The following is a 24243-nucleotide window of genomic DNA, read 5'->3' on the forward strand; positions in this document are numbered from 1 at the left end:
GCCCAGATGTGCGATCACGCAAATTGCTAATAAAATGAACTTCAAAAAAAATGCGGCTGGGGCGGCAGGGGCCGCGTGACCGTAGGATAGCATAATTTCAATCCAAATTCCTGGTCGTGCCTGACGTCACTCTTTGTCACGGTCTGGGGTTCGAACACAAAAAAAGGCCGCGCCCTTCGGCGCGGCCAATCAATCTTTCAAAGGCAGCCGGATCAGGCTTTGGCTTCGTCTTCCTCAGCCGGGGCCTCTTCGGCAACCAAATCGTCATCGTCGGAAGCTGCGGAACCGATATCGTCGAACAGTTCGGCGATTTCGAATTCAGCGGCGGCCTCTTCTTCGGCAGCCAGTTCCTGGATCGACTTGCCCGAAGCCTGCAGTTCGGCTTCTTCTTGCGAACGGGCAACGTTCATTTGGATCTTGACTTCGACCTCGGGGTGCAGCTTGACCGCCAGCGAGTGCAGGCCAAGCTCTTTGATCGGAGCGATCAGAGCAATCTGCTTTTTGTCGACGGTGAAGCCAGCCTCGGTTGCGGCATCTGCGGCGTCACGCGGGGTGACCGAACCGTACAGAGCACCAGCATCCGATGCCGAGCGGATCACGATGAATTGCTGACAGTCCAGCTTTTCAGCCAGAGATTCAGCTTCTTTCTTGGTTTCCAGGTTGCGCGCCTCAAGCTGCGCTTTTTGGGATTCGAACGACGCAATGTTGGCGTTCGAAGCGCTCAGCGCTTTGCCTTGGGGCAACAGAAAGTTGCGGGCGTAGCCAGGCTTGACGTCAACGACGTCGCCCATCTGACCCAGTTTCGCAACGCGTTCCAGCAGGATAACTTGCATATCAGTCTCTCCTTACTTCACAGCGTAGGGCAGCAGGGCGAGGAAGCGGGCGCGCTTGATAGCACGGGCCAGTTCACGCTGCTTTTTCGCCGAAACGGCGGTGATGCGCGAGGGAACGATCTTGCCACGCTCAGAGATGTAGCGCTGCAGCAGACGTGTGTCTTTGTAATCGATCTTCGGCGCGTTGTCGCCCGAGAACGGGCAGACCTTGCGGCGGCGGAAAAATGGTTTTGCGGCCATGGTATATGTCCTTTCGTCAGGCGTTGATCAGCGGCGCTCGCGGCGGCCTTCGCGCTCGTCGCGCTTCTGCATCTGGACCGAAGGGCCCTCGTTGTGCTCGTCGACCTTGATGGTCAGAACGCGCATAACGTCGTCATGCAGGCGCATCAGGCGCTCCATTTCCTGAACGGCGCCAGCTGGGGCGTCGGTCTTCAGGAAGGAATAGTGACCCTTGCGGTTCTTGTTGATCTTGTAGGCCATCGTCTTGACGCCCCAGTACTCGCTTTCGACGACGTTGCCGCCGTTGTCAGCCAGAACGGTGCCGAAATGTTCGACGAGGCTTTCTGCCTGCGCGTTGGACAGGTCCTGACGCGCGATCATTACATGCTCATACAGTGGCATGTGCACTCCTGTTTCTATCAAGGCGCATTTCAAAGGCGGGGCCGGTTCGTCCTTCGCGACCCTGCCACGAGAGGCTGCGCGATTCATAACTCTTGCGAAGGATGGCCCCATATACACCATTCGCGTCGGGGGGCAAGGGCCGTCACACATGCCTTGGTGAAGTCGCGCTATTTCCTTTGCGCTGCCCAATTCCTGACGCTTTTCGGCTCAAAGTTGTTTTGCATACCGGGAACTAACCGGACAGACCGAACCAAAGACGGCAACGTGAACTAGGGTACAGAGAAATGACCGCGATGAACACGAATACCTTCGAGAAGTCTGCGACCAGCACGACTTATGATCAATCGGTTCCAGTTCTTATCGCATTTGCGCCGAACTGGAGGGCACGCACCGTTCTGGCACGCATCGCGGGGGCGTTGTTGATCGTTGTCGCGTTTTCCATGTGGCTGATGTCTGGCGCGGTGATGGCAACCGAAGTTTGGCCGATCAAACTGGCTGCGTCGCTGACATTCTTACTGATCGGCGTCAGCCTGCTGACCATTCAGGTGCTTGATGCGCGCCCCGATGCCTATTTTGATCCGATCCGCCGCGAAGTACGCGTGCTGCAAAAGAATGAAAACGGGCGTCCTCAGACAGTACTGCGCCGCAGCTATGACACCTTGGGTGGTGCACGGTTCGATGATGATCAGGTCGAACTCTATGATGTGGACGGCAGCCTGCTGATGAAGTTGCCGCTACAATCGGCGGATGTTGGCCGAGCGCTGAAAGGCCAATTGAGCGGAAGTGTAACGATCTTCGCCTGATTTTCACTTCTGTTCATTTAGGAACAGAAATTGTTAGAGAATAAGTCTTGTGTGCCGCCCAAGGGCGGCACATTTTTGTTGTTGAGCATTCCAACTGGTTTGCACTCACAACATTTTTGGAGATAGTCATGAAATCCACCCTTCTTGCTGCTGCACTGGCCGTATCGGCGACCTCGGCGTTTGCAAGCGCCGAGAAATACGTTTTGGACCCCAGCCACAGCCAGGTTGTCTTCAACTATAACCACCTTGGTTTTTCCACCACGACTGGCATGTTCTCGGGCTTTGAAGGCGAGATCATGTTCGATCAGGAAAACCCGGCAGATTCCAGCGTGAGCGTGTCGATGCCTGTGGTCGAAATGATCACCGGCTGGAAGCCGCGCGAAGATCACTTCATGACCGAAGACTTCTTTGGTGTCGCCGAGGGTGACCTGATTTCGTTCACCTCGACCGGTATCGAAGTCACCGGTGAAAACACTGCGAACATCACCGGCGATCTGACCATGAACGGCGTGACCAAGTCGGTCGTTCTGGACGCCAAGCTGAACCAGGTTGGCGAGCATCCGATGGCGGGCAAGCCCTGGGCCGGATTTGATGCCACCACCACACTGGTCCGCAGCGAGTTTGACCTGGGCCAGTTCGCACCGTTTGTAAGCGATGAGGTCGAGATTCGCATTTCGGTGGAAGCACAGAAAGCCGAATAGGCCTGCCTAATAGACAAATAGAACCCGCCGGGACCGTCAGGCCCCGGCGGGTTTTTTTGTTCGGCTCTCTACTACTCAGCTTTGGTAGCCGTCAGTTCAACGGCTACTTTGACGGCAAAGGCCAGCGAGGCTTCGGTGGGCTGTGACGTACCGACGTCATAGTTCATACGGTTCAACTCTAGCTCACCCTGCATCATGGCAGTCCCGTCCTGCAGATCCAGCTCGAATGGCAGGACGACGCCCACGCTTTTATCCCGAATGGTCAATGTGCCGCGTGCCTCATAGGCCAAATCGGTTTTGAATAGATCTGCGGCGAAATTTGCGGTTGGGAACTGAGCGCTGTCAAAGAAATCCGACCCTAGGGCCTGCTGTGTCACGGTGCCCAGGGACAATGAGCCGATGGCGATTGTCACATCGACAGTTCCGGCCGGGCCGGGTTCCGCCGGATCGTCGAATGTGATTGCAGCGGTCCAGTCGGAAAATGCACCGCTGACAGGGCTGCCGAGCTGGGTAATCGTGATCGCCAGCGAACCTTCCTGCACCTGCCAGTCGGATTGCACCGCCTCCAATTCGGCAGATGCATGATCACCGGTCGGATGTGCCGAGTAGGCTCCGTCGAACCACCCAACGCCAAGCGCGGCGGCCCAGATGACGATTGCTGCGGCGGCGGGGGCTGGAGAGTGCCATTGGTCCGGCAGTTCCGGCAGCTCGACCCGTCCGGGCAGCATGCGGCGCAGAGTGCTGTCTTTGTCAATCACGTGATGCTTGAGCGCGCCGACGATGTGGAGCAACAACGCACCTACCAGCACCAACATCAGAACCTTGTGCAGACCTCCGGTCACTTCGGCCAGTGCGGGGGATTTTGGCACAAATGGCAGGTTCTGCCCAAACGGCCAAAGGATCGGCGCGAACCCTTCGGTGGCCGCATGGTGGATCCAACCGGTCAGGGGCACCAGAACAAGTGAGCCGTAAAGCAGCCAGTGCACGGTTTCCGCGGCAAATGCCTCGGGCTTGTTTTCAGCGTTCAGCAGGCCGGGCTTGGGCTGACTGATCGCCCACAAGATACGGGCAAGGGCCACAAAAAAGACCGTGACACCGATGGTTTTGTGAAATGAGAATAACTGGGCAGCTTGCTGCAGTTGTTCCGGTGTCGTCGAGATGGCGGGATCTTCAATCGCGTGTGCCAGTTGATTTGCAAACCAACCAATCGGGAGCGCCGTCAGAATAAGCAGGGCCGTAAGCCAGTGAAAAGTTTTGGAAATGCCACCATAGCGTTGGGCGGTGTTGGCAAGGGACATAGGGTGCGGCCTCCGGACTGTTTACTATGGCCACCCTAAGTATAGCGAAGTCGGACACAATAGCCTCTGACGCACAGATTGCGTGTCAGGATGCAGAGCTTGTGCCGCTCGTTCACTCGGTTTACACCCCATCGCAACCTAACGTCATCCAAGAGGCTGCAATGACACGCGCGTTCGTTTTCCCGGGGCAGGGCGCCCAAACTATCGGTATGGGTAAAGCACTGGCCGAGGCCTATCCGGCTTCTCAGGCTGTTTTCGACGAGGTCGACGAAGCGCTGGGTGAAAAGCTGAGCGACCTAATCTGGGAAGGTGACATTGCCGAACTGACGCTGACGCAGAATGCGCAGCCTGCGCTGATGGCGACCTCGATTGCTACAATGCGCGCGTTGGAGGCCGAAGGCGTTGCCGTGACGGGTGCGGCATTTGTCGCCGGGCATTCGCTGGGCGAATACTCGGCCTTGGCGGCTGCCGGCTCACTTTCGGTTGCGGACACAGCGCGCCTGTTGCGGACGCGTGGCCAGGCCATGCAAAGCGCGGTTCCCGTGGGTGAGGGGGCAATGGCCGCCATTTTGGGACTGGATCTCGAGGCCGTTCGCGCCGTTGCAGAAGAGGCTGCGCAGGGCGAGGTCTGTCAGGCGGCGAATGACAATGACCCCACACAAGTTGTTGTTTCGGGCGCGAAGGCCGCCGTGGAACGCGCGGCTGAGATTGCCAAGGAAAAAGGTGCCAAGCGCGCCGTGATGCTGCCCGTGAGTGCTCCGTTCCATTGCGCGCTGATGCAGCCGGCTGCCGATGTGATGGCCGAGGCGTTGGCCGCGGTTAAGATCAAAGCCCCGGCGGTTCCGCTGGTCGCCAATGTGCGCGCTGAGGCCGTCAGCGATCCGGACCTGATCCGTCCGTTGCTGGTCGAGCAGATAACCGGTTCTGTGCGCTGGCGCGAAAGCGTGCTGTATATGGCGGCGCAAGGCGTGACCGAGACATGGGAGATCGGCGCAGGCAAGGCGTTGTCGGGCATGATCCGCAAGATCGACCGTGCGATTGCCGGTAAGGCTGTTGGCACGCCGGACGACGTGCAGAATGTGGTTAAGAGCGAATCATAAGAACAACGTGCGACGCAAGTTGCGCTGCAAAGGGAAGATCGAATGTTTGATTTGACAGGTAAGAATGCGTTGATCACCGGTGCGTCCGGCGGGATTGGCGGCGAGATTGCGCGCGTGCTGCACGGTGCGGGGGCTACGGTTGCGTTGTCCGGCACACGCGTGGAACCCCTCGAGGCATTGGCCGCCGAATTGGGTGAGCGGGCGCATGTCCTGCCATGTAACCTGAGCGACGGCGAAGCTGTTTCCGCACTGCCAAAGCAGGCGGCGGAGGCGATGGGGTCGGTTGATATCTTGGTCAACAACGCTGGGATTACCCGGGACAACCTGTTCATGCGTATGTCGGATGACGAATGGCAGAGCGTGATCGACGTGAACATGACCTCGACCGCCAAGCTGTGCAAAGGCGTGCTGCGGGGTATGATGAAGGCGCGCTGGGGTCGGATCATCAACATCTCATCCGTCGTCGGTGCCACCGGGAACCCCGGTCAGGCAAACTATGCAGCGTCCAAGGCAGGTATGGTAGGCATGACCAAATCCCTGGCCTATGAGGTTGCCAGCCGCGGGATCACAGCAAATGCAGTTGCTCCGGGCTTTATCACCACGGCCATGACCGACAAGCTGACCGACGATCAGAAATCGGGCATTTTGGGGCAGGTTCCGGCTGGTCGCATGGGTGATGCATCGGAAATTGGGGCGGCTGTTCTGTATCTTGCCAGCCCCGAAGCCGGATATGTTACCGGAACCACCTTGCATGTTAACGGCGGTATGGCCATGTTGTGAGCGCGGACAGGGGCAGGTGCGAAAGCGTTTGCCTCGCGCGTTGTCTATGCTATAGGCGGCGCATAAATGCTGGGGTCGACCAAATGGTCGGCCTTCTACTTTCCCGGTCATCCGGGACCCAACCGCCCGCACCGGGCAAATCAAAGCCAGCCTGAGCGGGCAAGGGCAGAACCGGGCACTAGGCCCTGAAAACGGAATGAGGAATAGACATGAGCGACGTCGCAGATCGCGTTAAAAAGATCGTTGTTGAGCACCTGGGTGTTGAAGAAGACAAAGTGACCGAAAACGCGTCCTTCATCGACGATCTTGGCGCAGACAGCCTGGACACTGTTGAGCTGGTTATGGCCTTCGAAGAAGAGTTCGGCATCGAAATCCCCGATGACGCAGCCGAGACCATCCAGACATTTGGCGACGCCGTCAAATTCATCTCAGAAGCTTCCTAAAGCTTCGAAATAATCAAAAAGCGGCGCTTCCGGGCAACGGAGGCGCCGTTTTTTTGTGCCTTGTTCAATTCTGCCTTGCAAGGTGCCGTATTCGTTCGCAACCTTTTGCCCGAGGCACATAATTCAAAGCGGGCAGGGCATGATACGATCCACCCCTATGATCAATACGGCCCGTTTGACGCTGTGCGCCATGCGGCCAGAAGATTTCAACCGGTTCGCTGAGATTTGGCGCAACCCATGCATCGTGCGACACATCGGCGGCGAGCCACGGTCGCGCGGAGAGGCTTGGGATTCATTCCTTCGAAATGCCGGGCACTGGCAAATGGCCGGTTTCGGGCAATGGGCCGTGGTCCAGCAGTCGAATCGCCAGATGGTCGGTCAGGCGGGGTTCTTTTACGGTAACCGTTCGATTGGCGAGGATTTCGACAGTTTCCCGGAGGCCGGATGGATTCTGGTCCCCGAGGCACAGGGACAGGGATTGGGGCTGGAGGCGGCACAAGCCGCGCATGATTGGTTTGACCGGATCATGCCCGGTCCGTTGGTCGCGATGGTGAATTCGGCGAACTCGGTCTCGCGCAATCTGGCGGGCAAGCTGGGCTATACCCCGATGCGCGAATGTGCGTTCAACGGCAGCGACGTCACGCTTATGCGTCGCAACGGACCGCCGCCGCGACACTGACAATTTGAGACTTCCTGAATGCCGCAAACCGGCCGTAGTTTGCCGATCCTGGTAATAACGGACCGATCTTCCGCGTGTATGGTACTCTGGAATTGCAGAGCGATTGAGCGGAGGAGAATGCTCATGAGGATTTACCCCACGATGGAATTGCAGAACGGCCGGTGTGTAACACTGGACAAAGGCCGTCTGGACGACGCGATGATCTGGCATGTGAATCCGGCGGACACGGCACGCAGCTGGTCTGCAGCCGGTGCCATGTGGATGCACCTGACGGATTTCGATGCGATCGAAGGCCGCGATACTAACGCCGAATTGGTCGAGGAAATTATCCGCACGTCCGAGATGTCGGTGCAACTGGCCGGCGGAATGCGGACACGGGAACAGGTCGAGTACTGGATCGACAAAGGCGCGGGACGGATCGTGATTGGCACACTGGCGGCTTGGGATCCGAATCTGGTCAAAGAACTGGCCAAGCTTTATCCGGACCAGATCGTTCTGGCCGTGGATGTCTGGCAAGGTCAGGTCATGACTGAAGGCTGGCGCAGTCAGAGTGCGTTTACGCCCGAAGCGTTTATTCAAGCGTTCGAGGGCACGCCCTTTGCGGCGATTCTGGTGACCGATATTGACAGCGACATCGAAGACGTCGATGCGCAGTTGGGTCTGATCTCGGGTCTTGCACAGCTGTCACGCACGCCGGTTATTGCCAGCGGTGTCGTTCGGACATCAGATGACATCTCGCGTCTGGCCTATGTGCACAACATCTCGGGCGCATTGGTTGGGCGGGCTTTGTTCCGCAAAACGATTGACTTGGCAGACGCGCTTAACGTGGCCGAGCAGGCCCACGAGCCGGTCGCTGAATTCCAGTAATCCTGTCTTGCACGTCATTGCCCCGGCCTTTCAATTCCGTGAAAGGGCCGGGGCAATTTGTTTTGGTACAAGCCGCACAGACGGACCGTCCGGCGAAATGGTGCCGGGTGGGAATGTGCCGTTGCTCTTGCCCCCGGACCCCGGGCCGGGGTATGAGCGGTTCTCAAATAGGAAGCAGGCAAGAGGCATTTCATGCGCAGAGTCGTTGTAACCGGTCTGGGATTGGTCACTCCTTTGGCCAGCGGGGTCGAGAAATCTTGGTCGCGGCTGTTGGATGGGGAATCCGGCGCGGGCCCGATCACGAAATTTGATGCCGAAGCAAGCGGTGTCACCACGACCTATGCCTGCGAAGTTCCGCGCGGCGATGGAACTGAAGGGACATTCAATCCCAACGATTGGTTGTCGCCAAAAGAGCAACGCAAGATCGAAGACTTTATCCTGTATTCGATCGCTGCCGCTGACATGGCTTGTCAGGATGCAAACTGGCTGCCCGAGGATGAAGAGGACCGCCTGCGTACAGGTGTCCTGATCGGATCGGGTATCGGCGGGCTGGGCTCTATTGCTGAAACGGCGAACCTGATCCGCGACAAAGGTCCGCGCCGTGTATCGCCGTTCTTTATCCCAGGCGCACTGATCAATCTGGCGTCCGGTCAGGTTTCGATCCGCCACGGGTTCAAGGGCCCCAACCACTCGGTCGTGACGGCTTGTTCGACAGGTGCGCATGCAATCGGCGACGCCAGCCGCATCATTCGCGCAGGCGACGCGGAAGTCATGGTTGCTGGTGGCGGCGAAGGCTGCATCTGCGAGATCGGTATCGCTGGCTTTAACGCGTGCAAGGCGCTGTCGACCAAATATGCCGACGATCCGAAGAAAGCCAGCCGCCCATATGACGTGGATCGTGACGGCTTTGTCATGGGCGAGGGCGCAGGCATCGTGGTTCTGGAAGAATACGAGCACGCCAATGCGCGCGGTGCGAAGATCTATGCCGAAGTACTGGGTTACGGCATGTCCGGCGACGCTTATCACATCACTGCACCGTCCGAGGATGGTGATGGCGCTGAGCGTTCCATGAAGGCCGCATTGCGCAGCGCCGGTTTGGAGCCTTCGGATCTGGACTATATCAACGCGCATGGCACATCGACCATGGCGGATACGATCGAACTGGGCGCAGTTGAGCGCCTGTTAGGTGATCACGCCAGCAAGGCTACCATGACCTCGACCAAATCGGCCACCGGTCACCTTTTGGGTGCGGCGGGCGCTATCGAGGCTATTTTCTCGATCCTGGCGATCCGTGATCAGGTGGCTCCGCCGACGATCAATCTGGATAACCCAGCCGTTGAAACTCCGATTGATCTGGCACCCAACGCCAAGCGTGAGCGTGAGATCAATGTGGCGTTGTCGAATTCGTTCGGCTTTGGCGGCACCAATGCCAGCGTGATCTTCGGAAAGGTCAGCTAAATGTTGCGGGCTCTTGCTTCGAACGCGCTGACTCTGCTGATTGTAGGCTTGTTCCTAATGGGCGGGCTGGTTGTGTGGGGGCAGTCGCAATACAAGGCCGAGGGTCCGCTGGAATCCGCCATGTGCCTGCAGGTCAGAAGCGGGTCGAATATGACCCGTGTCAGCCAAGAGCTTGAAGATGACGGAGCCATCAGCAGCGCCATGATCTTTCGCATGGCGGCGGACTACACGGATAAATCGCAGCAACTGAAAGCCGGTAGCTTTCTGGTGCGCGAAGGTGCGTCGATGGAGCAGATCATCGATGAGATCACCAGCAGCGGTGCCAGCACCTGCGGGTCCGAGATTGAATACCGTATCGGTGTCACGCGCATCCAGACCCGGGTACGCGAGTTGGACCCGGCAACGCTGGAATTTGTCGAGATCGCATCGTTTGATGTGACCGACGAGGAAATTCCTGCCGAATACGGTCAGAAGCGCGAAGAGGCCGATACCCGATACCGTGTGTCCGTTGCCGAGGGCGTGACCTCTTGGCAGGTGGCGCAAGGCTTGCAGGCGATTGAACCGCTGACAGGTGAGATTGCCGAGATCCCGGCCGAAGGGATGTTGGCGCCTGACAGCTATGATTTGGCACTGGGTGATGACCGGACGGCCGTTCTGCAGGCGATGCAAGACAAGCAACAATTGCGCATCAACGCAGTGTGGGAGAACCGCCAAGGCGACCTTCCCATCAGCAGCCCAGAGGAAATGCTGATCCTTGCGTCGATCATCGAAAAGGAAACCGGTGTTCCCAATGAACGCGGGCAGGTCGCAAGCGTCTTTGTGAACCGGCTTGAGCAAGGCATGAAGCTGCAGACTGACCCGACGGTCATCTATGGCGTCACCAAGGGTCAAGGCACGCTGGGGCGCGGTCTGCGTCGCAGTGAGCTGCGCCGTGCAACGCCTTGGAATACTTATGTGATAGACGGTTTGCCGCCGACACCCATTGCCAACCCAGGTCTGGCCAGCCTTGAGGCTGCCGTTGCCCCGGAAGAGACCAACTTTGTCTTCTTTGTTGCGGATGGCACCGGGGGGCACGCATTCGCGGAAACCTTGCAGGAACACAATCGGAACGTCGCCAAGTGGCGTGAGATTGAGGCAGAGAGAAACAGCTCAAGCAACTAAGAAAAAGGCCGCGTCGAAAAACGCGGCCTTTTTTCTTTTTGTCATGCGGCGGGACGTCCGCGTGGACGACGACGTTTCGAAAACGCGGGCTTCGATGTCGAATTTGCCCCCTGCGGTTTTCGTCCCCGGAACCCTCCGCGATTGCGGGTTTTCTTGGGTTCGGAAAATTCGGGCATGGTGCCGCTGGCGACCGGAATTTCGATCTTCATCAGCTTCTGAATCTGGCGCAGCTGATCCACCTCGTCCGGTGAGCAAAATGCGATTGCTTCACCTTCGCGACCAGCACGGGCTGTGCGCCCGATACGGTGGACATAGTTGTCGGGCACCTCGGGCAGGTCATAGTTGATCACATAGGCAACACCTGGAATGTCGATGCCACGCGCGGCCACGTCGGTCGCGACCAATACGTTGATCTCTCCGGCCCGGAACGCCTTGATTGCGCGGTCGCGTTGTCCCTGGCTTTTGTTGCCGTGGATTGAGGCCGCGTTGAAACCATCGGCCACAAGGCCTTTCATCAGTTTCTCGGCACCGTGTTTGGTACGGGAAAACACCAAGGTCAGAGCTTCCATGTCAGCGGACAGAATTTCGCGGAGTTTCCGCGGTTTGCCGGCCCTATCGACGAAATGCACAGACTGCGTGATCTTGTCAGCCGCTTTACCTGGAGGCGAGACCTGCACCCGCTGTGGGTTGGTCAGATAGGATTGGCTGAGTTCCTCCATCTGCTTCGGCATAGTGGCCGAAAACAGCATGGTTTGACGCGGCGTGCCCAGCTTGGGTGCGATTTTGCGCAGGGCGTGGATAAAACCCATGTCCAGCATCTGGTCGGCCTCATCCAGTACAAGATGTCGCACCGAGCCGAGGTCAACAGCACCACGTTCCATCAGGTCGATCAAACGCCCGGGCGTGGCGACCAGAATGTCGGTGCCGCGCGACAGGAACGAAATCTGTCTGCCGATCGACTGGCCACCGACGACGGTGGCCACGCGCAGCTTGGTCTTGTCGGTCAGGTTGCGCAGGCTATCCGCGATCTGGTTGACCAGCTCGCGGGTGGGGGCAAGGATCAGCGCCTTGGCGGTTTTGGGCGCGGGCTTGCCGGACTGCGCCAACAAGTGGTCGATCAGCGGCAGCCCGAAGGCCAGCGTCTTACCGGTGCCGGTCTGCGCCAGGCCCAGGATGTCGTGACCGTTCAGCGCCAGCGGGATGGCCTGGTTCTGAATAGGGGTCGGTTGTGAGAAATTGGCACGTTTCAGTGCATCGTTGAGGGCTGGTGCAAGACCCAGCATGTCGAAGTCGAACAAATAACTATCCTTTGTAATCCGCAAGGCGATAGCCGTACGGACAAGACGTGTCTGGCCACGCAGCGCGTGACCGGCAGGGTTTCCGCTAAACCTCGGGACGTGCAGGCGAACCCTGCGCCATCTGGCGTCGCGTCAAGAACCCTGCGTGAATGGGAACTAGGAGAAGTAGTGATGCGCTGTGGGGTCTGCTGCGACCGTCAATGCTCACGCGTCAGCGCTGTCTTAAGGTGGCACATGCTAGTTTTGTTAACAATTGTCAAGGCATGAATTGCGAAGTGGGAACATGTACCTGCTGCGGCCGTCAGAGAACGGATTGTTCAAATAGAAAAACCTTGTCCGGCCGGGCTTTAAAATCGCGAGGTGCTTCTTGGCTTTCATAACATCGGTAAATATCCGATCCTTAGGGGAGATGATTTTTTGTGTATTACCAAAAAAGGAATCCATAAATGTGCGTGAAAATACTTGTAGCTTCCACTTTGACCGTGGTTCTAGCCGCGTCTTCAGCAATTGCACGCTCTAGGATCGTCTATGAAACGGCAGACGGATCCTTCCTCACGGGGAGGACGCTTGACTGGTTCGAAGATACTTCAACAGATATTTGGGCCTTCCCGCGGGGCATGGACCGTGACGGTGGTGCCGGAGAGAATTCGGTCGAATGGACATCCAAATACGGTTCTGTCGTGGCAACGATCTATGACGGAGCAACTGTTGACGGCATGAATGATGGCGGGCTGGTCGGCAATGCTCTCTATCTTGCCGAAGCGGATTACGGGACGGAAAATGCCGGAGACAAACCTCTCATTTCTGTTGGAGGGTGGTTGCAGTATTTTCTGGATAACCTTGCAACAGGTGAAGAAGCCGTTGCAGCTATGGAGCAAGAGCCATTTGTGATTGTAGCGCCGATGTTGCCCAGCGGACATGAGGCAGGGGGGCATATTGCGCTTTCTGATGCGTCTGGTGACAGTGCAATATTCGAGTATCTCGATGGCGAGTTGGTTATCCACCATGGCCGCGAATTTACTGTCATGACGAACTCTCCTACTTTTAACGAACAACTCGCTATCACCACTTATTGGGGTGAAGTTAACGGTCTTTCGTTTTTGCCCGGAACCCATCGGTCTTCCGACCGGTTTGCGCGGTTGAGTTGGAATCTGAATGCCGTTCTCTCGTTCGAAGACAAAAACGATGCGACGGCAGCGGTGTTCTCTCTTGTGCGATCAATTTCCGTACCATTTGGTGTGACGGACCCGGAGCGCCCAAACATCGCATCAACAACCTGGCGTACGGTCGCTGATCATGAGCTGGGTCGTTACTACTATGAGAGCGTGTTCAGCCCAACATTGTTTTGGGTGGATATCGAAAATCTTGATCTCTCCGATGGGGCTTCTACCCTGAAACTGGAACTTGGCGAAAAGCCCATCCTTGCGGGCGAGGTTTCGGCCAGCTTTGAACCCTCCGAGCCATTTCTTTTTCTCGGCGGTACGTAACGTTGTAATCACGGAGCTCAACCACTGACGCCCGTCTGCCACATGGCCCTATCAGTAAAGGTCTCTTAACTATCAGCGCACGTTACCCGTTGCGCCGTTGTTGCGCAACGCATTGACTTTGCGGACTTTCTCGCGTATAAGTTGTGTCATGCTAGAAGAGGTGGGCGACGGCCCCGGGGCGACCCGGTGGCCGTTTTTCGTTTCTCTCGTGCGGAGATCACTCACGCATGAGGTCACAGGCACACATGACTTTGATTACCCCGGAAGAGCGGATGTCCCAGACGGCTGATTTGTTGCAGTCGCTTGAGAGATCCATTCGCGATCTGCGCCAAGCAGCGGAAGAACTGCGCAGGCAGATCGGTGCCGGGGAGGATGCAGATCTTGCTGGTTCAGCCAAGCAACTCGGGCAGTTAGAGGGGCTGATCCGAAGTTGTCAGAAAGTGGAGACAAGCTTTGTCGAACAACATCACAGACAAGCCGGAATTGCCCAAGGGGGATATGCGCTCGACCTTGAGAGCGCTCGATTTGAGATTGGGTGCAGGCTGGCTCGCCTCCGCGCCTGCTGCGGTTCGGGACAGATTTCTGAGTGAGATCGGGGAGGGGGGGCTGTGCGCCCTCCCTTTCCTGTTCGAGTTCTGGGCGCTGCCGCATCAGTTGCCGCCCGAAGGCGACTGGCGGTCTTGGGTCATCATGGGGGGGCGTGGGGCTGGTAAGACGCGGGCCGGGGCCGAATGGTTGCGACAGGTGGTCGAGGGGTCTTTGCCCTTGGATCGCGGCGAGGCGCGTCGTGTGGCGTTGGTGGGTGAGACCTTTGATCAGGTGCGCGATGTGATGATCTTTGGCGATAGCGGGATTTTACAGTGTTCGCCGCCGGATCGGCGACCTGTTTGGAAGGCGTCCGAACGGAAACTGGTCTGGCCCAACGGGGCCGAGGCGCAAGCGTTTTCGGCGCATGATCCCGAAGGGCTGAGGGGGCCTCAGTTCGATGCGGCCTGGGTGGATGAGCTGGCCAAGTGGAAGAAGGCTGGCGAGACCTGGGATATGCTGCAATTTGCGCTGCGCTTGGGTGAGCGGCCTCGGGTCTGTGTGACGACCACGCCTAGGAATGTGAAGGTCTTGAAGGAATTGCTGGCATCTCCGTCCACCGTGCAAACCCATGCGCCGACTGAGGCGAACCGGGCTAACCTGGCGGACTCGTTTCTGGCCGAAGTGCGGGCGCGCTATGCGGGCACGCGGCTGGGGCGGCAGGAGTTGGACGGGGTGCTGTTGTCGGATGCCGAGGGGGCGTTGTGGACCGGGGCGATGCTGGACGCGGCGCGAGTTGAGAATGTACCTGATTTGGACCGTATAGTAGTGGCGCTGGACCCAGCGGTGACTGCTGGGTCGAATGCGGATGCCTGCGGGATCGTTGTCGTGGGCGCACAAGTGCAAGGGCCGCCCGAGGAGTGGCGCGCCTATTTGCTGGCCGACCGGACGGTGCAGGGCGTTGGCCCGGCGGGCTGGGCGCAGGCGGCGATTGACGCGATGGACGAGTTCGGGGCGGAACGGCTGGTGGCTGAGGTCAATCAGGGCGGGCAACTGGTGGAAGAGGTTGTGCGACAGGTGGACCCTCTGGTGCCTTATCGCGCGGTGCGGGCGTCGCGCGGCAAGGTGGCACGGGCCGAGCCCGTGGCGGCGTTGTACGAGCAGGGGCGGGTCAGCCATGTGGCCGGGCTGGACGCGCTGGAGGAGCAGATGTGCCAGATGACCGCGCGCGGGTTCGAGGGGCAGGGCTCGTCCGACCGGGTCGACGCGCTGGTCTGGGCGCTGCATGAGTTGGTTGTGGGGCCTGCGGGGGCGTATCGGCGGCCGAGGGTAAGGGCGTTGTGAAGGCAAGGGCTTGAAATCCATACTTTTGAGGTCGCTTTAGGACCGCTAGGATTTCTTCAACTGTAGGGTGATTTTTTTGCGTTTAAACAGCCTGCAATTTGAGTTTGCTTAGCTATCTTGGGTTTTAATGCTCACAATCGAATTGAACCAAAAACTTGTAGCCCTCTCATGCAAATTCCGTCGAGGCACCCGTGAAGAAGAAATTGACTCTGCTGGCGATTGGTTCGGGCATACTTTACTTTGTTCTCGCCATCTATTTCCTCGGCCACGCGATGTGGGACTTCCACGATGACGCCAATAACTTTGGTCTAGCCTATAAGTTCTTCGTTGCGAAAGCTTGCGCAGTAATTGCCTCGCTGCTCATGACGTCAGTCTTGTTCGGTTTTACCGAAAGGTTTGTTTTTGCGCCGCTAGTAATCTTTGTAAGCGGAGCAATGGTGCTGCTAGTCGGCTATTATGTGGTCAAAGACGAACCTTGGAGGTTCCAGCATATCGGAAGCGAAGGATACAGGGTGCCGCGTTCATACGCCGTAGGTTTGGACTATGGACCGCCGGGAGGTGGATTGCGGGTGGTGTACTGTGCCCATGATTTTGGCGGGGGCCGTAGACCGGATGACAAAAAGTGCGAACGTACGGGTTTTAGTATCCGACACACGAGTTCTCCGTTTTATCGTGAACTCAGCCGGAAACGTGAAGTTTCGTGTAACACATATAGCGATGGGGAAAAGTGCCGCGTTGCAACTGACACTGAGCTTGGACAACTCAACTACGCAATCAAATCCCCATCCATCGCCCCCGAAGACGCCGAAGAACTTGAAGGCCGTTTGCTAAATCTATTGCGCGGCTGGCGGCTCGAGAGTGAATCCAGTAATTCCCAACACTGAACGTCGCAACCCGTTGCCCACCCCCCGTACGCCCCGTTCCCAAGCCCTAAACTTCTTTCCGTCATAACTCCTTTCAACAAGCCGGGCAGAGCGGCGGCAGAAAGGAGCACAGATGGTATTCGATTTCTTGCGTCGTGGATCGGCTGATGAGGCGCCCGAGGCGAAGGCGAGCGCGGCGGGGCCGGTGGTGGCGTGGCAGACGGGCGGGCGCGCGGCGTGGAGCCCCAGAGATGCGGTGTCGCTGACGCGGACTGGGTTTTCGGGGAACCCGGTGGGGTTTCGCTCGGTCAAGTTGATTGCCGAGGCGGCAGCCGCTTTGCCTCTGGTGCTGCAGGATCAGGCGCAGCGCTATGATGTGCATCCGATCATATCCCTAATTCGCCGTCCGAATGCGGCGCAGGGGCGGGCGGAGTTGATGGAGGCTCTGTTCGGACAGTTGTTGCTGTCGGGGAACGCCTATGTCGAGGCGGCACAGGCCGAGGATGGATTGCCGATTGAACTGCACGTCCTGCGCTCGGACCGGATGAGTGTGGTGCCGGGGGCGGATGGGTGGCCCAAGGCGTATGACTATACGGCGGGCGGCAAGACGCATCGTTTCCCGGCTGATGCGATCTGTCATATCAAATTATTCCACCCGCAAGACGACCACTATGGGTTCTCGCCGATGCAAGCTGCGGCGATGGCGATTGATGTGCATAACAGCGCGTCGCGGTGGTCGAAATCATTGCTGGACAATGCTGCGCGGCCTTCGGGCGCGTTGGTGTGGAAAGGCGGCGATGGACATGGGGTGATGGCCGAGGATCAATTCCGCCGCTTGTCCGATGAGATTGAGCAGAACTATCGCGGGGCGCGCAATGCAGGCCGTCCGATGGTTCTGGAAGGGGGGCTCGATTGGAAGCCGATGGGTTTCTCACCCTCTGACATGGAGTTTCAAAAGACCAAGGAAGCCGCCGCCCGCGAGATCGCGCTGGCCTTTGGGGTCCCGCCGATGCTGCTGGGGATCCAAGGCGACGCGACCTATTCGAACTATCAGGAGGCCAACCGGGCGTTTTACCGCCTGACCGTTCTGCCCCTGGTGACGCGGGTGGCGGCGGCGGTGTCGGAATGGTTGGCGGGCTTTACTGGCGAAGAACTGGTGTTGAAACCCGACCTAGATCAGGTGCCGGCGCTGTCGGCGGAGCGGGATGCGCAATGGGCGCGAGTCAACGGTGCCGAGTTCCTGACAGACGCTGAAAAACGCGGGATGCTGGGGCTGCCGGAGCGTGCAGATGGCTGAGGGGTATCCGCCGTTTGACTGTGCGCCGGGCCTGCGCTTGGCTGCGCATGAACGGGTGGCCGAGATTCAGCACGCGCATCTATGCAGGCGGCTGGATCAGATCGAAGAGATGATGGAGCGGCTGGAGAAACGGTTGTGGCTGACGGTCTATGGAGTCGTTGCGGTGATCCTGGCGCAAGCGTTTCAGTCAATTCTGGTGGTGTCGCCATGAATTCAGAGGCTTATGAGGAGGTGTTCATGGATTTAGAACACAAGTTTGCGCGGTTTAGCGATGGATTGTCGGTGACCGAGGACGCGGTGATCGAGGGTTATGCCAGCCTGTTTGGGCAGGTCGATCAAGGGAGCGATGTGGTGCAGAAAGGCGCCTATCGCAGGTCGTTGGCCGGGCTGAAGGCGGCAGGTCAGCGGGTCAAGATGCTGTGGCAGCACAACCCGGCGCAGCCCATCGGTGTTTGGGACGACGTGCGCGAGGATGAGCGCGGGCTTTGGGTCAAGGGACGTATGTTGGAAAGCACGCAGAAAGGTCGTGAAGCCGCGGAATTGATCCGGGCCGGGGCCATTGATGGGCTGTCGATCGGCTATCGTACCAAACGAGCCATAAAAAATGAAAAGGGCCATCGGGTCCTGACCGAACTGGAGCTGTGGGAGGTGTCGCTTGTGACTTTTCCGATGCTGCCCAGTGCGCGGGTGGCGGCAAAGGGGTCGACCCCGGACGCCGAGGACACCCTGCGCTGTATTGCCGAGGTGTTTGATCACGCCCGGCAGGAGCTGGCGCGAACCTAGCGCGCCTCAAACCCACTCATACAAGGAAGTGCTGATGAGCAAGACCGAGACCCCGGCCTTGACCGGAGAGGGTGTGCCCCTGGTTCAAGAGGTGAAGCAGGCGATGACTGGCTTCGTGAACGAATTCAAGGGCCTGAAGGCTGAAGTTAAAACAAAACTGCAACAGACAGAAGAGCGACTTACCATGCTGGATCGTAAATCAATCATCGCGGCGCGCCCGCATCTTGCGGCATCAATCGAGGACGGTGCGCCGCATCAGAAGGCTTTCGACGCCTATGTAAGATGCGGTGACGATGACGGCCTGCGTGGTCTTGATATGGAAGCCAAATCGCTGTCCAGCGCCGTTAACAGCGATGGCGGATATCTGGTCGATCCGCAAACCGCCGAGATGATCAAGTCGGTGCTGAAATCCACGGCCTCGATCCGTTCGATCGCTTCGGTAGTGAATGTCGAGGCAAATTCGTTCGACGTGTTGATCGACCACACCGACGTGGGCGCCGGCTGGGCGGATGAAAGCTCAGCGGCCACCGAGACAGCGACCCCGTCAATTGATCGAATCTCGATTGCCCTGCACGAGCTGAGCGCGCTGCCCAAGGCGTCGCAACGTTTGCTGGATGACGGCGCGTTTGATGTCGAGGGATGGCTGGCCGGTCGTATTGCTGACAAGTTTGCCCGTGCCGAAGCGGCGGCGTTCATCTCGGGCGATGGCGCGGACAAACCCAACGGCATTCTGAACCATGCCAAGGTCGACAATGATGTCTGGACCTGGGGCAATCTGGGCTATGTCCCGACCGGCATTGACGGTGGTGTCGATGCGGATGCGATTGTCGATGTGGTCTATGCGCTGGGCGCGCAATACCGCGTCAATGGAACTTTCGTGATGAATTCAAAAACCGCCGGTGTGATCCGCAAGCTGAAAGACAGCGATGGTCGCTTCCTCTGGTCTGACGGTCTGGCTGCGGGTGAGCCTGCACGCCTGATGGGGTATCCGGTGCTGATTGCCGAGGATATGCCGGATGCGGGCACCGATAGCTTCTCGATCGCATTCGGTGACTTCCAGGCCGGTTACACCATTGCCGAACGACCTGATCTGCGTGTCTTGCGCGATCCGTTCAGCGCCAAGCCGCACGTTCTGTTCTATGCGACCAAGCGCGTGGGCGGCGACGTGAGCGACTTTGCCGCGATCAAGCTAGTGAAATTCGGCACCGCCTAAGCGGTGACGGATCCGGGGGGCAATTGGCCCCTCGGGCGCGGGCGCGGGCCGGGGTGAGATCCCCTGCGTTGTCTAGCTGCTCCCCTCCGTCCGAGCAACGTGGGGCGGCGCGTGCCCGTCATTTTCCTGAGTGAGGCCCCCGGAGGGGTCCGAGATTGCGGAGTGAATGGATGATGTTGATCGAAGAAACCGCCATCGCGGATGCGGCGCTGCCGGTGGATCAGTTTAAGGCGCATCTGCGGCTGGGCACGGGCTTTGCCGAAGACAGCGTACAGGACGATGTGCTGAAAGGTTTTCTGCGCGCAGCCGCTGCGGCAATCGAAGCGCGCACAGGCAAGGTTTTGATCGAGCGCGATTTTTCCTGGAGCCTGACCGTCTGGCGAAACCAGTCGGGAGAGGTGCTGCCGGTGGCTCCGGTCACCGACGTCAAGAGTGTGACTCTGGCAGATGCAGAAGGTGCAGAGACTGTCGTCGCCCCGGATAGATACCGGTTGGAAAAAGATGCTCAGCGCCCCCGGTTACGCCCCGTGGGGCCACTGATGCCGAAGATGTCAAAGGGTAGTTCTATCAGGATCGTCTTTGCCGCTGATAACCGGCTCAGAGGTGCCGCATGCGCCTCACCTAGCTGTGTCCGCCGACCCCTGGCCTAGCAGCGCCGCAGTGTATTCGGCCGTGAATGATGAGGATTATACCTTGCAAGAGGTTATCTCGGCGCAGGCCGTTATCGGGTTTACTCAATCGCCTTTGCGGCGCGCCGGCGTGGGGGTTTGTGACGACGGTGCGCCGCTGCGCGTCAGGCTGGTCGATGGCTTGCTGGAATCGCGCCCGCGCGACGCTTTGTTGAATGGTGCCAATCTGGTCGCAATAGGGGACGGGACGCTCGGCAACTGGGAACTGTTCCAGTTCGCCAGCGCCGAACTTGTGGGTCAGGGGACCTACGCCCTATCGGGGCGCCTGCGTGGGCAATTGGGGACGGACAGTGTCATGCCTAAAACCTAGCCTGAAGGTTCAACTTTTATCTTGCTGGATGAAAGAGTGTTCCAAACCGGGCTGTTTCGGTCTGAAAGGCGGGTGGCGAAACACTATCGCATCGGACCCGGAACGCGTGCCTATGACGATCCTTCTTTCCTCCACCAGGTTCACGCCTTCGACGGCAACGGACTTCGGCCATATGCTCCGGTGCATGTCAAATCGGCGAAAATCGGAGCGGGTGACGAAATTTCGTGGATCCGTCGAACCCGGCTGGATGGCGATGGCTGGGATGGATTTGACGTGCCGCTGGGGGAAGAGACTGAATCCTATCTGGTGAAAATCAGGATCAACGGGTCAGTAATACGCGAACAGGTTACGTCAGAGCCGCGCTGGACATACCCATCAACGATGAAGGCCGCAGATGGCGTAACCGGCACTTACGAGGTTGATGTTGCACAGATCTCTGCCAGCTACGGGCCGGGTTCCGCCGCACGTCTTCTGGTTGGATAAGGCACGTATGCGTCCTGTTTTGCACGGCGATGTAAGTGCCGCGGCGCGGGTATTGCTGAACGCGCCGCCTTCCGACCGGGAACGCCTGTGCACCAGAATGATCAACGAAGCTGAACTGGCCGACATCTATGTCGGCCATACAGGCCGGCTACACCCGCTGTTTGGCAATGGCTCATTGATGACAGTGGCCCGAACCCGGCCATTGGCCAATGAGCCAAGCTTTGACGATTTGCAATATTGCCAGTGTTTTGAGATGGTTCTGCGATGCCTGGTTCAATTCCGCGTTACCCGGATGCGCAGCTGACGCACTTGCTGGCCGCCGGATCAAGGTTCAGACGACCAACCGGAATCTCTTCGCCGCAATCCTCGCAATACCCGAATTCACCATCTTTGATCCGGGTCAGGGCCACTGACAATCGGCGTGTTTCGATATCCCGATTTGCTTGCTGAGCCTTGGCCATGGCCTGATTTTGCAGGGCGTCCATTCGGCTGAGCCGCCCGACGGCCTGTTGGTCCAGTTCAACAACTGCCTGCGCCTCGGTTCCAAGCGCAGAGTGCGCGGCCAATTCGTCCAATCGCGCGCGGATACGGGCTTCGAAATCCTCTAACTGGGTTTCATTCATTTTCGTTGCCCTGCAGATCACGGGTTTGCGTTTGGTGATTTTACAACTAAATGGCATTCTAGGCGCAGCAAAGGATGAAAAGCCATGTTCGAAACGCGCAGTCATGTGACCACTGTAGACCCTGTTTGGGATCGCATCACGACCGAAGCTCAGACGGCCGTCGAAATCGAGCCTTTGATGGGCGGGCTGGTGCATGCCTGTATTTTGCATCACCGCAGCCTGGAGCGGGCGCTGTCCTACCGGATTGCGGCCAAGCTGTGCTCGAACGAAATGTCGATGATGGTGCTGCGTGAGATCGTGGACGAAGCCTATGCCAACGACGCCTCGCTGATCGAGGCGGCGCGCGCGGATCTGATGGCTGTCTATGAACGCGATCCGGCTTGCCACCGTCTGTTGCAGCCAATCCTGTACTTCAAAGGGTATCAGGCCATGCAAGCCTATCGCGTGGGGCACTGGTTGTGGCGCAAAGGGCGGCATGATCTGGCATATTTCTTCCAGATGCGCTCGTCCGAGATTTTCGGGATCGATATTCACCCTGCGGCAAAGATCGGCAAGGGGATCATGATCGACCACGCGCATTCCATCGTGATCGGTGAAACGGCCGTTGTCGGGGACAACGTCTCGATGTTGCATTCGGTGACTCTTGGCGGGACCGGAAAAGAAGAAGAAAAACGGCACCCCACAATTGGCGACGGTGTCCTGATCGGCGCGGGTGCCAAGGTTCTGGGGAATATCTTAGTCGGCCATTGCAGTCGCATCGCTGCGGGTTCCGTGGTGCTGCAGGAAGTTCCTGCGTGCAAAACCGTGGCCGGGATTCCGGCGAAGATCGTCGGAGAGGCCGGGTGTGATCAGCCGTCGATCTCGATGGACCACATGCTGGGCAAAGACCAGTAACTCAAGTCAGTTCAAGCGATTGTTCTTTTCGATCAATCGCTTGCGACGCCGTTCTTCACGCCTCATTTTCCGCTCTTTTTTTCGTTTGGCGCGCTCGGCTTCACGCTTGGCGGTGTCGACCGGGTCAGAGCTGAAGGCAGAATGTTCACCCAAATAGCTGTTGGGCTTTGCATAGACTCCGGTTGGTACAGCGATCGCAATGGCCGCGACCAGCAAGAGTTTTGTCGAATGGTCGGAGACCATGGCGCACCTGTGTTTGAGGTTCCTCAACAAACAAGTTGGGTAACTGCGTGTGATTGAGCAACAAATGCGGTGATCACAAACGCTCACGTCACAGTTTTGAATGGGGTGGGCCGCGCTGGTGATTTTCAGCGCGGCCCGCTTAATTTCAAGCCAGCATGACCATCGGGTTTTCCAGATTGTCCACGATGGCCTTGAGCAGTTCAGCCCCAAGGGCACCGTCTATGACCCGGTGATCGACCGACATGGTAACTGACATCACGGTCGCTACGGCCAGCTCTCCGTCATCTCCGACGATCGGTTTTTTGACACCTGTTCCAACCGCGAGGATGCCCGCGTGCGGCGGGTTCACGATGGCGTCGAAATTGTCGATGCCGAACATGCCGAGGTTCGAGACCGCGAAGGTGCCCCCCTGATATTCATGCGGGGCCAGCTTGCGCTCACGCGCGCGACCGGCGAGGTCCTTCATCTCAGCCGACAATGCGGACAGCGACTTGGTGTCGGCGTCCTGCAGGACCGGTGTGAACAGACCGCCTTCGATCGCAACCGCGACCGCTACGTCCGAGGGTTTCAATTGCAGAACCCGGTCACCGGCCCAGACAGCGTTGCAGGCGGGAACCTGTTGCAGCGCGTTGGCGACGGCCTTGATGATGAAGTCGTTGACGCTCAACTTTACGCCACGGCCTTCCAGCTGCTTGTTCAGCTGGCTGCGGAACTTGAGCAACGCGTCCAGCTTGATATCGCGGCGCAGGTAGAAATGCGGGATCGTCTGCTTGGCCTCGGACAGGCGGGCAGCGATGGTCTTGCGCATCCCGTCAAGCTTGATCTCTTCGTAGTCGCGACCTTCGTACATCCGGGCAACAGCATCCGCGGACGGACCGGCCGGAGCTGCGGCGGCTGCCGGTGCAGCAGCGGCGGGTGCGGATGAGGCAGCCGGGGCAGTTGCAGTTGCGCCTTCGACATCTGCTTTCACGATCCGCCCATGTGGTCCAGAACCAGCGATCTGCGCCAGATCCAGATCTTTCTGGGCCGCGATACGGCGGGCCAACGGTGACGCAAAGATCCGACCGCCATCCGCCTTGGCCGGAGCAGCCGGGGCAGGCGCCTCGGACGCCGCTGGCGCGGCAGCCTCGTTGCCCGCGGCGGCTGTGGGCACAACCGCGGGTGTTGCAGCTGGCGTGGCCGCGATGTCATCGGCGCTCTCGCCCTCTTCCAGCAGGACTGCAATGGCAGTGTTGACTTTGACCCCTTCGGTGCCTTCAGGGATCAGGATCTTTCCTACCACGCCTTCGTCAACAGCCTCGAATTCCATCGTGGCTTTGTCGGTTTCAATCTCGGCCAGCAGGTCGCCGGACGAGACGGTATCGCCTTCCTTGACCAGCCATTTGGCAAGGGTGCCTTCCTCCATGGTCGGCGACAGGGCGGGCATCAGAATTTCTGTAGGCATCTG

The 24243-nt window shown here is 58.5% G+C and carries 29 protein-coding genes; 21 read left to right on the forward strand and 8 right to left on the reverse strand.

Going from position 1 to position 24243, the window contains the following annotated elements:
* Positions 1-212: 212 nt before the first annotated feature.
* The 3 genes from rplI to rpsF are packed head-to-tail and all read right to left on the reverse strand — an operon-like array spanning position 213 to position 1454.
* Positions 213-833, reverse strand: coding sequence for a 50S ribosomal protein L9 (rplI, locus tag DHN12_RS11600; RefSeq protein WP_108860341.1), 621 nt, complete (start codon positions 831-833; stop codon positions 213-215).
* 12 nt (positions 834-845) lie between these two features.
* Positions 846-1073 (reverse strand): 30S ribosomal protein S18, encoded by a 228-nt coding sequence (rpsR, locus tag DHN12_RS11605; RefSeq protein ID WP_005982441.1) that lies wholly within the window; start codon positions 1071-1073, stop codon positions 846-848.
* Positions 1074-1100: 27 nt separating this feature from the next.
* Positions 1101-1454: a 30S ribosomal protein S6 gene (rpsF, locus tag DHN12_RS11610; RefSeq protein ID WP_082637099.1), complete on the reverse strand. Its 354-nt coding sequence runs from the start codon at positions 1452-1454 to the stop codon at positions 1101-1103.
* Positions 1455-1738: 284 nt separating this feature from the next.
* Here rpsF and DHN12_RS11615 point away from each other — a divergent pair, with 284 nt between their 5' ends.
* Both DHN12_RS11615 and DHN12_RS11620 read left to right on the forward strand, forming a co-directional pair.
* Positions 1739-2257 carry a hypothetical protein gene (locus DHN12_RS11615; protein WP_108860342.1) on the forward strand — a complete coding sequence of 173 codons (519 nt, stop codon included), beginning with the start codon at positions 1739-1741 and terminating at the stop codon, positions 2255-2257.
* Positions 2258-2385: 128 nt separating this feature from the next.
* A complete protein-coding gene (locus DHN12_RS11620; protein WP_108860343.1) occupies positions 2386-2958 on the forward strand; it encodes a YceI family protein in 573 nt (190 codons plus the stop codon).
* 71 nt (positions 2959-3029) lie between these two features.
* On the opposite strand, the gene DHN12_RS11625 is transcribed toward DHN12_RS11620, so the two are convergent.
* The gene (locus DHN12_RS11625; protein WP_108860344.1) at positions 3030-4256 is read right to left on the reverse strand and encodes a cytochrome b/b6 domain-containing protein; all 1227 of its coding nucleotides are present in this window, start codon (positions 4254-4256) and stop codon (positions 3030-3032) included.
* Between the two features lie 161 nt (positions 4257-4417).
* Between DHN12_RS11625 and fabD the strand changes: the two genes are divergently transcribed.
* From fabD to mltG, 7 genes are all read left to right on the forward strand, one after another.
* Positions 4418-5356 carry an ACP S-malonyltransferase gene (gene fabD / locus DHN12_RS11630; protein ID WP_108860345.1) on the forward strand — a complete coding sequence of 313 codons (939 nt, stop codon included), beginning with the start codon at positions 4418-4420 and terminating at the stop codon, positions 5354-5356.
* Positions 5357-5398: 42 nt separating this feature from the next.
* Positions 5399-6136 (forward strand): 3-oxoacyl-[acyl-carrier-protein] reductase, encoded by a 738-nt coding sequence (fabG, locus tag DHN12_RS11635; protein ID WP_108860346.1) that lies wholly within the window; start codon positions 5399-5401, stop codon positions 6134-6136.
* A gap of 209 nt (positions 6137-6345) precedes the next feature.
* Entirely contained in the window at positions 6346-6579 is a 234-nt protein-coding gene (locus DHN12_RS11640; RefSeq protein WP_005982462.1) for an acyl carrier protein, read from the forward strand.
* A 139-nt stretch (positions 6580-6718) separates the two neighbouring features.
* Positions 6719-7258 (forward strand): GNAT family N-acetyltransferase, encoded by a 540-nt coding sequence (locus tag DHN12_RS11645; protein ID WP_108860347.1) that lies wholly within the window; start codon positions 6719-6721, stop codon positions 7256-7258.
* Positions 7259-7381: 123 nt separating this feature from the next.
* Positions 7382-8125 (forward strand): HisA/HisF-related TIM barrel protein, encoded by a 744-nt coding sequence (locus tag DHN12_RS11650; RefSeq protein WP_108860348.1) that lies wholly within the window; start codon positions 7382-7384, stop codon positions 8123-8125.
* A 192-nt stretch (positions 8126-8317) separates the two neighbouring features.
* Positions 8318-9583, forward strand: coding sequence for a beta-ketoacyl-ACP synthase II (gene fabF / locus DHN12_RS11655; RefSeq protein ID WP_108860349.1), 1266 nt, complete (start codon positions 8318-8320; stop codon positions 9581-9583).
* Positions 9584-10744: an endolytic transglycosylase MltG gene (gene mltG / locus DHN12_RS11660; protein WP_108860350.1), complete on the forward strand. Its 1161-nt coding sequence runs from the start codon at positions 9584-9586 to the stop codon at positions 10742-10744.
* Positions 10745-10785: 41 nt separating this feature from the next.
* On the opposite strand, the gene DHN12_RS11665 is transcribed toward mltG, so the two are convergent.
* On the reverse strand, positions 10786-12042 hold the full coding sequence (locus DHN12_RS11665; protein WP_108860351.1) for a DEAD/DEAH box helicase: 1257 nt from the start codon (positions 12040-12042) through the stop codon (positions 10786-10788).
* 446 nt (positions 12043-12488) lie between these two features.
* Here DHN12_RS11665 and DHN12_RS11675 point away from each other — a divergent pair, with 446 nt between their 5' ends.
* The 11 genes from DHN12_RS11675 (at position 12489) to DHN12_RS11730 (ending at position 21340) form a co-directional block, all read left to right on the forward strand.
* Complete coding sequence (locus tag DHN12_RS11675; RefSeq protein ID WP_108860353.1) at positions 12489-13529, forward strand: linear amide C-N hydrolase; 1041 nt, start codon at positions 12489-12491, stop codon at positions 13527-13529.
* A gap of 642 nt (positions 13530-14171) precedes the next feature.
* Positions 14172-15398, forward strand: coding sequence for a DNA-packaging protein (locus DHN12_RS11685; protein ID WP_108860437.1), 1227 nt, complete (start codon positions 14172-14174; stop codon positions 15396-15398).
* A 191-nt stretch (positions 15399-15589) separates the two neighbouring features.
* Positions 15590-16282: a hypothetical protein gene (locus DHN12_RS11690; RefSeq protein ID WP_108860354.1), complete on the forward strand. Its 693-nt coding sequence runs from the start codon at positions 15590-15592 to the stop codon at positions 16280-16282.
* A 112-nt stretch (positions 16283-16394) separates the two neighbouring features.
* A complete protein-coding gene (locus DHN12_RS11695) occupies positions 16395-17558 on the forward strand; it encodes a phage portal protein (RefSeq protein WP_108860355.1) in 1164 nt (387 codons plus the stop codon).
* Positions 17551-17769, forward strand: a complete 219-nt coding sequence (locus tag DHN12_RS11700; protein WP_108860356.1) for a hypothetical protein — start codon at positions 17551-17553, stop codon at positions 17767-17769. Before DHN12_RS11695 ends, DHN12_RS11700 begins: the two co-directional genes overlap by 8 nt.
* 26 nt (positions 17770-17795) lie before the next feature.
* The gene (locus DHN12_RS11705) at positions 17796-18341 is read left to right on the forward strand and encodes an HK97 family phage prohead protease (protein ID WP_108860439.1); all 546 of its coding nucleotides are present in this window, start codon (positions 17796-17798) and stop codon (positions 18339-18341) included.
* A gap of 34 nt (positions 18342-18375) precedes the next feature.
* Positions 18376-19554: a phage major capsid protein gene (locus DHN12_RS11710; protein WP_108860357.1), complete on the forward strand. Its 1179-nt coding sequence runs from the start codon at positions 18376-18378 to the stop codon at positions 19552-19554.
* A gap of 170 nt (positions 19555-19724) precedes the next feature.
* A complete protein-coding gene (locus DHN12_RS11715) occupies positions 19725-20204 on the forward strand; it encodes a hypothetical protein (protein ID WP_108860358.1) in 480 nt (159 codons plus the stop codon).
* Positions 20182-20553, forward strand: coding sequence for a hypothetical protein (locus tag DHN12_RS11720; protein ID WP_159090019.1), 372 nt, complete (start codon positions 20182-20184; stop codon positions 20551-20553). Before DHN12_RS11715 ends, DHN12_RS11720 begins: the two co-directional genes overlap by 23 nt.
* 72 nt (positions 20554-20625) lie before the next feature.
* Entirely contained in the window at positions 20626-21036 is a 411-nt protein-coding gene (locus tag DHN12_RS11725; protein WP_234416627.1) for a hypothetical protein, read from the forward strand.
* 7 nt (positions 21037-21043) lie between these two features.
* The gene (locus DHN12_RS11730; RefSeq protein WP_108860361.1) at positions 21044-21340 is read left to right on the forward strand and encodes a hypothetical protein; all 297 of its coding nucleotides are present in this window, start codon (positions 21044-21046) and stop codon (positions 21338-21340) included.
* Here DHN12_RS11730 and DHN12_RS11735 read toward each other — a convergent pair.
* The gene (locus DHN12_RS11735; protein WP_108860362.1) at positions 21321-21659 is read right to left on the reverse strand and encodes a TraR/DksA C4-type zinc finger protein; all 339 of its coding nucleotides are present in this window, start codon (positions 21657-21659) and stop codon (positions 21321-21323) included. The genes DHN12_RS11730 and DHN12_RS11735 overlap by 20 nt on opposite strands.
* 84 nt (positions 21660-21743) lie before the next feature.
* On the opposite strand from DHN12_RS11735, the gene cysE reads away from it, so the two are divergent.
* A complete protein-coding gene (gene cysE, locus DHN12_RS11740; protein ID WP_108860363.1) occupies positions 21744-22553 on the forward strand; it encodes a serine O-acetyltransferase in 810 nt (269 codons plus the stop codon).
* A gap of 6 nt (positions 22554-22559) precedes the next feature.
* On the opposite strand, the gene DHN12_RS11745 is transcribed toward cysE, so the two are convergent.
* Positions 22560-22796 (reverse strand): hypothetical protein, encoded by a 237-nt coding sequence (locus DHN12_RS11745; RefSeq protein WP_108860364.1) that lies wholly within the window; start codon positions 22794-22796, stop codon positions 22560-22562.
* Positions 22797-22941: 145 nt separating this feature from the next.
* Positions 22942-24240 (reverse strand): pyruvate dehydrogenase complex dihydrolipoamide acetyltransferase, encoded by a 1299-nt coding sequence (locus tag DHN12_RS11750; protein ID WP_108860365.1) that lies wholly within the window; start codon positions 24238-24240, stop codon positions 22942-22944.
* Between the last annotated feature and the right edge of the window lie 3 nt (positions 24241-24243).

It is taken from the genome of Ruegeria sp. Alg231-54 (assembly GCF_900143525.1).
Classification (GTDB): Bacteria; Pseudomonadota; Alphaproteobacteria; order Rhodobacterales; family Rhodobacteraceae; genus Ruegeria.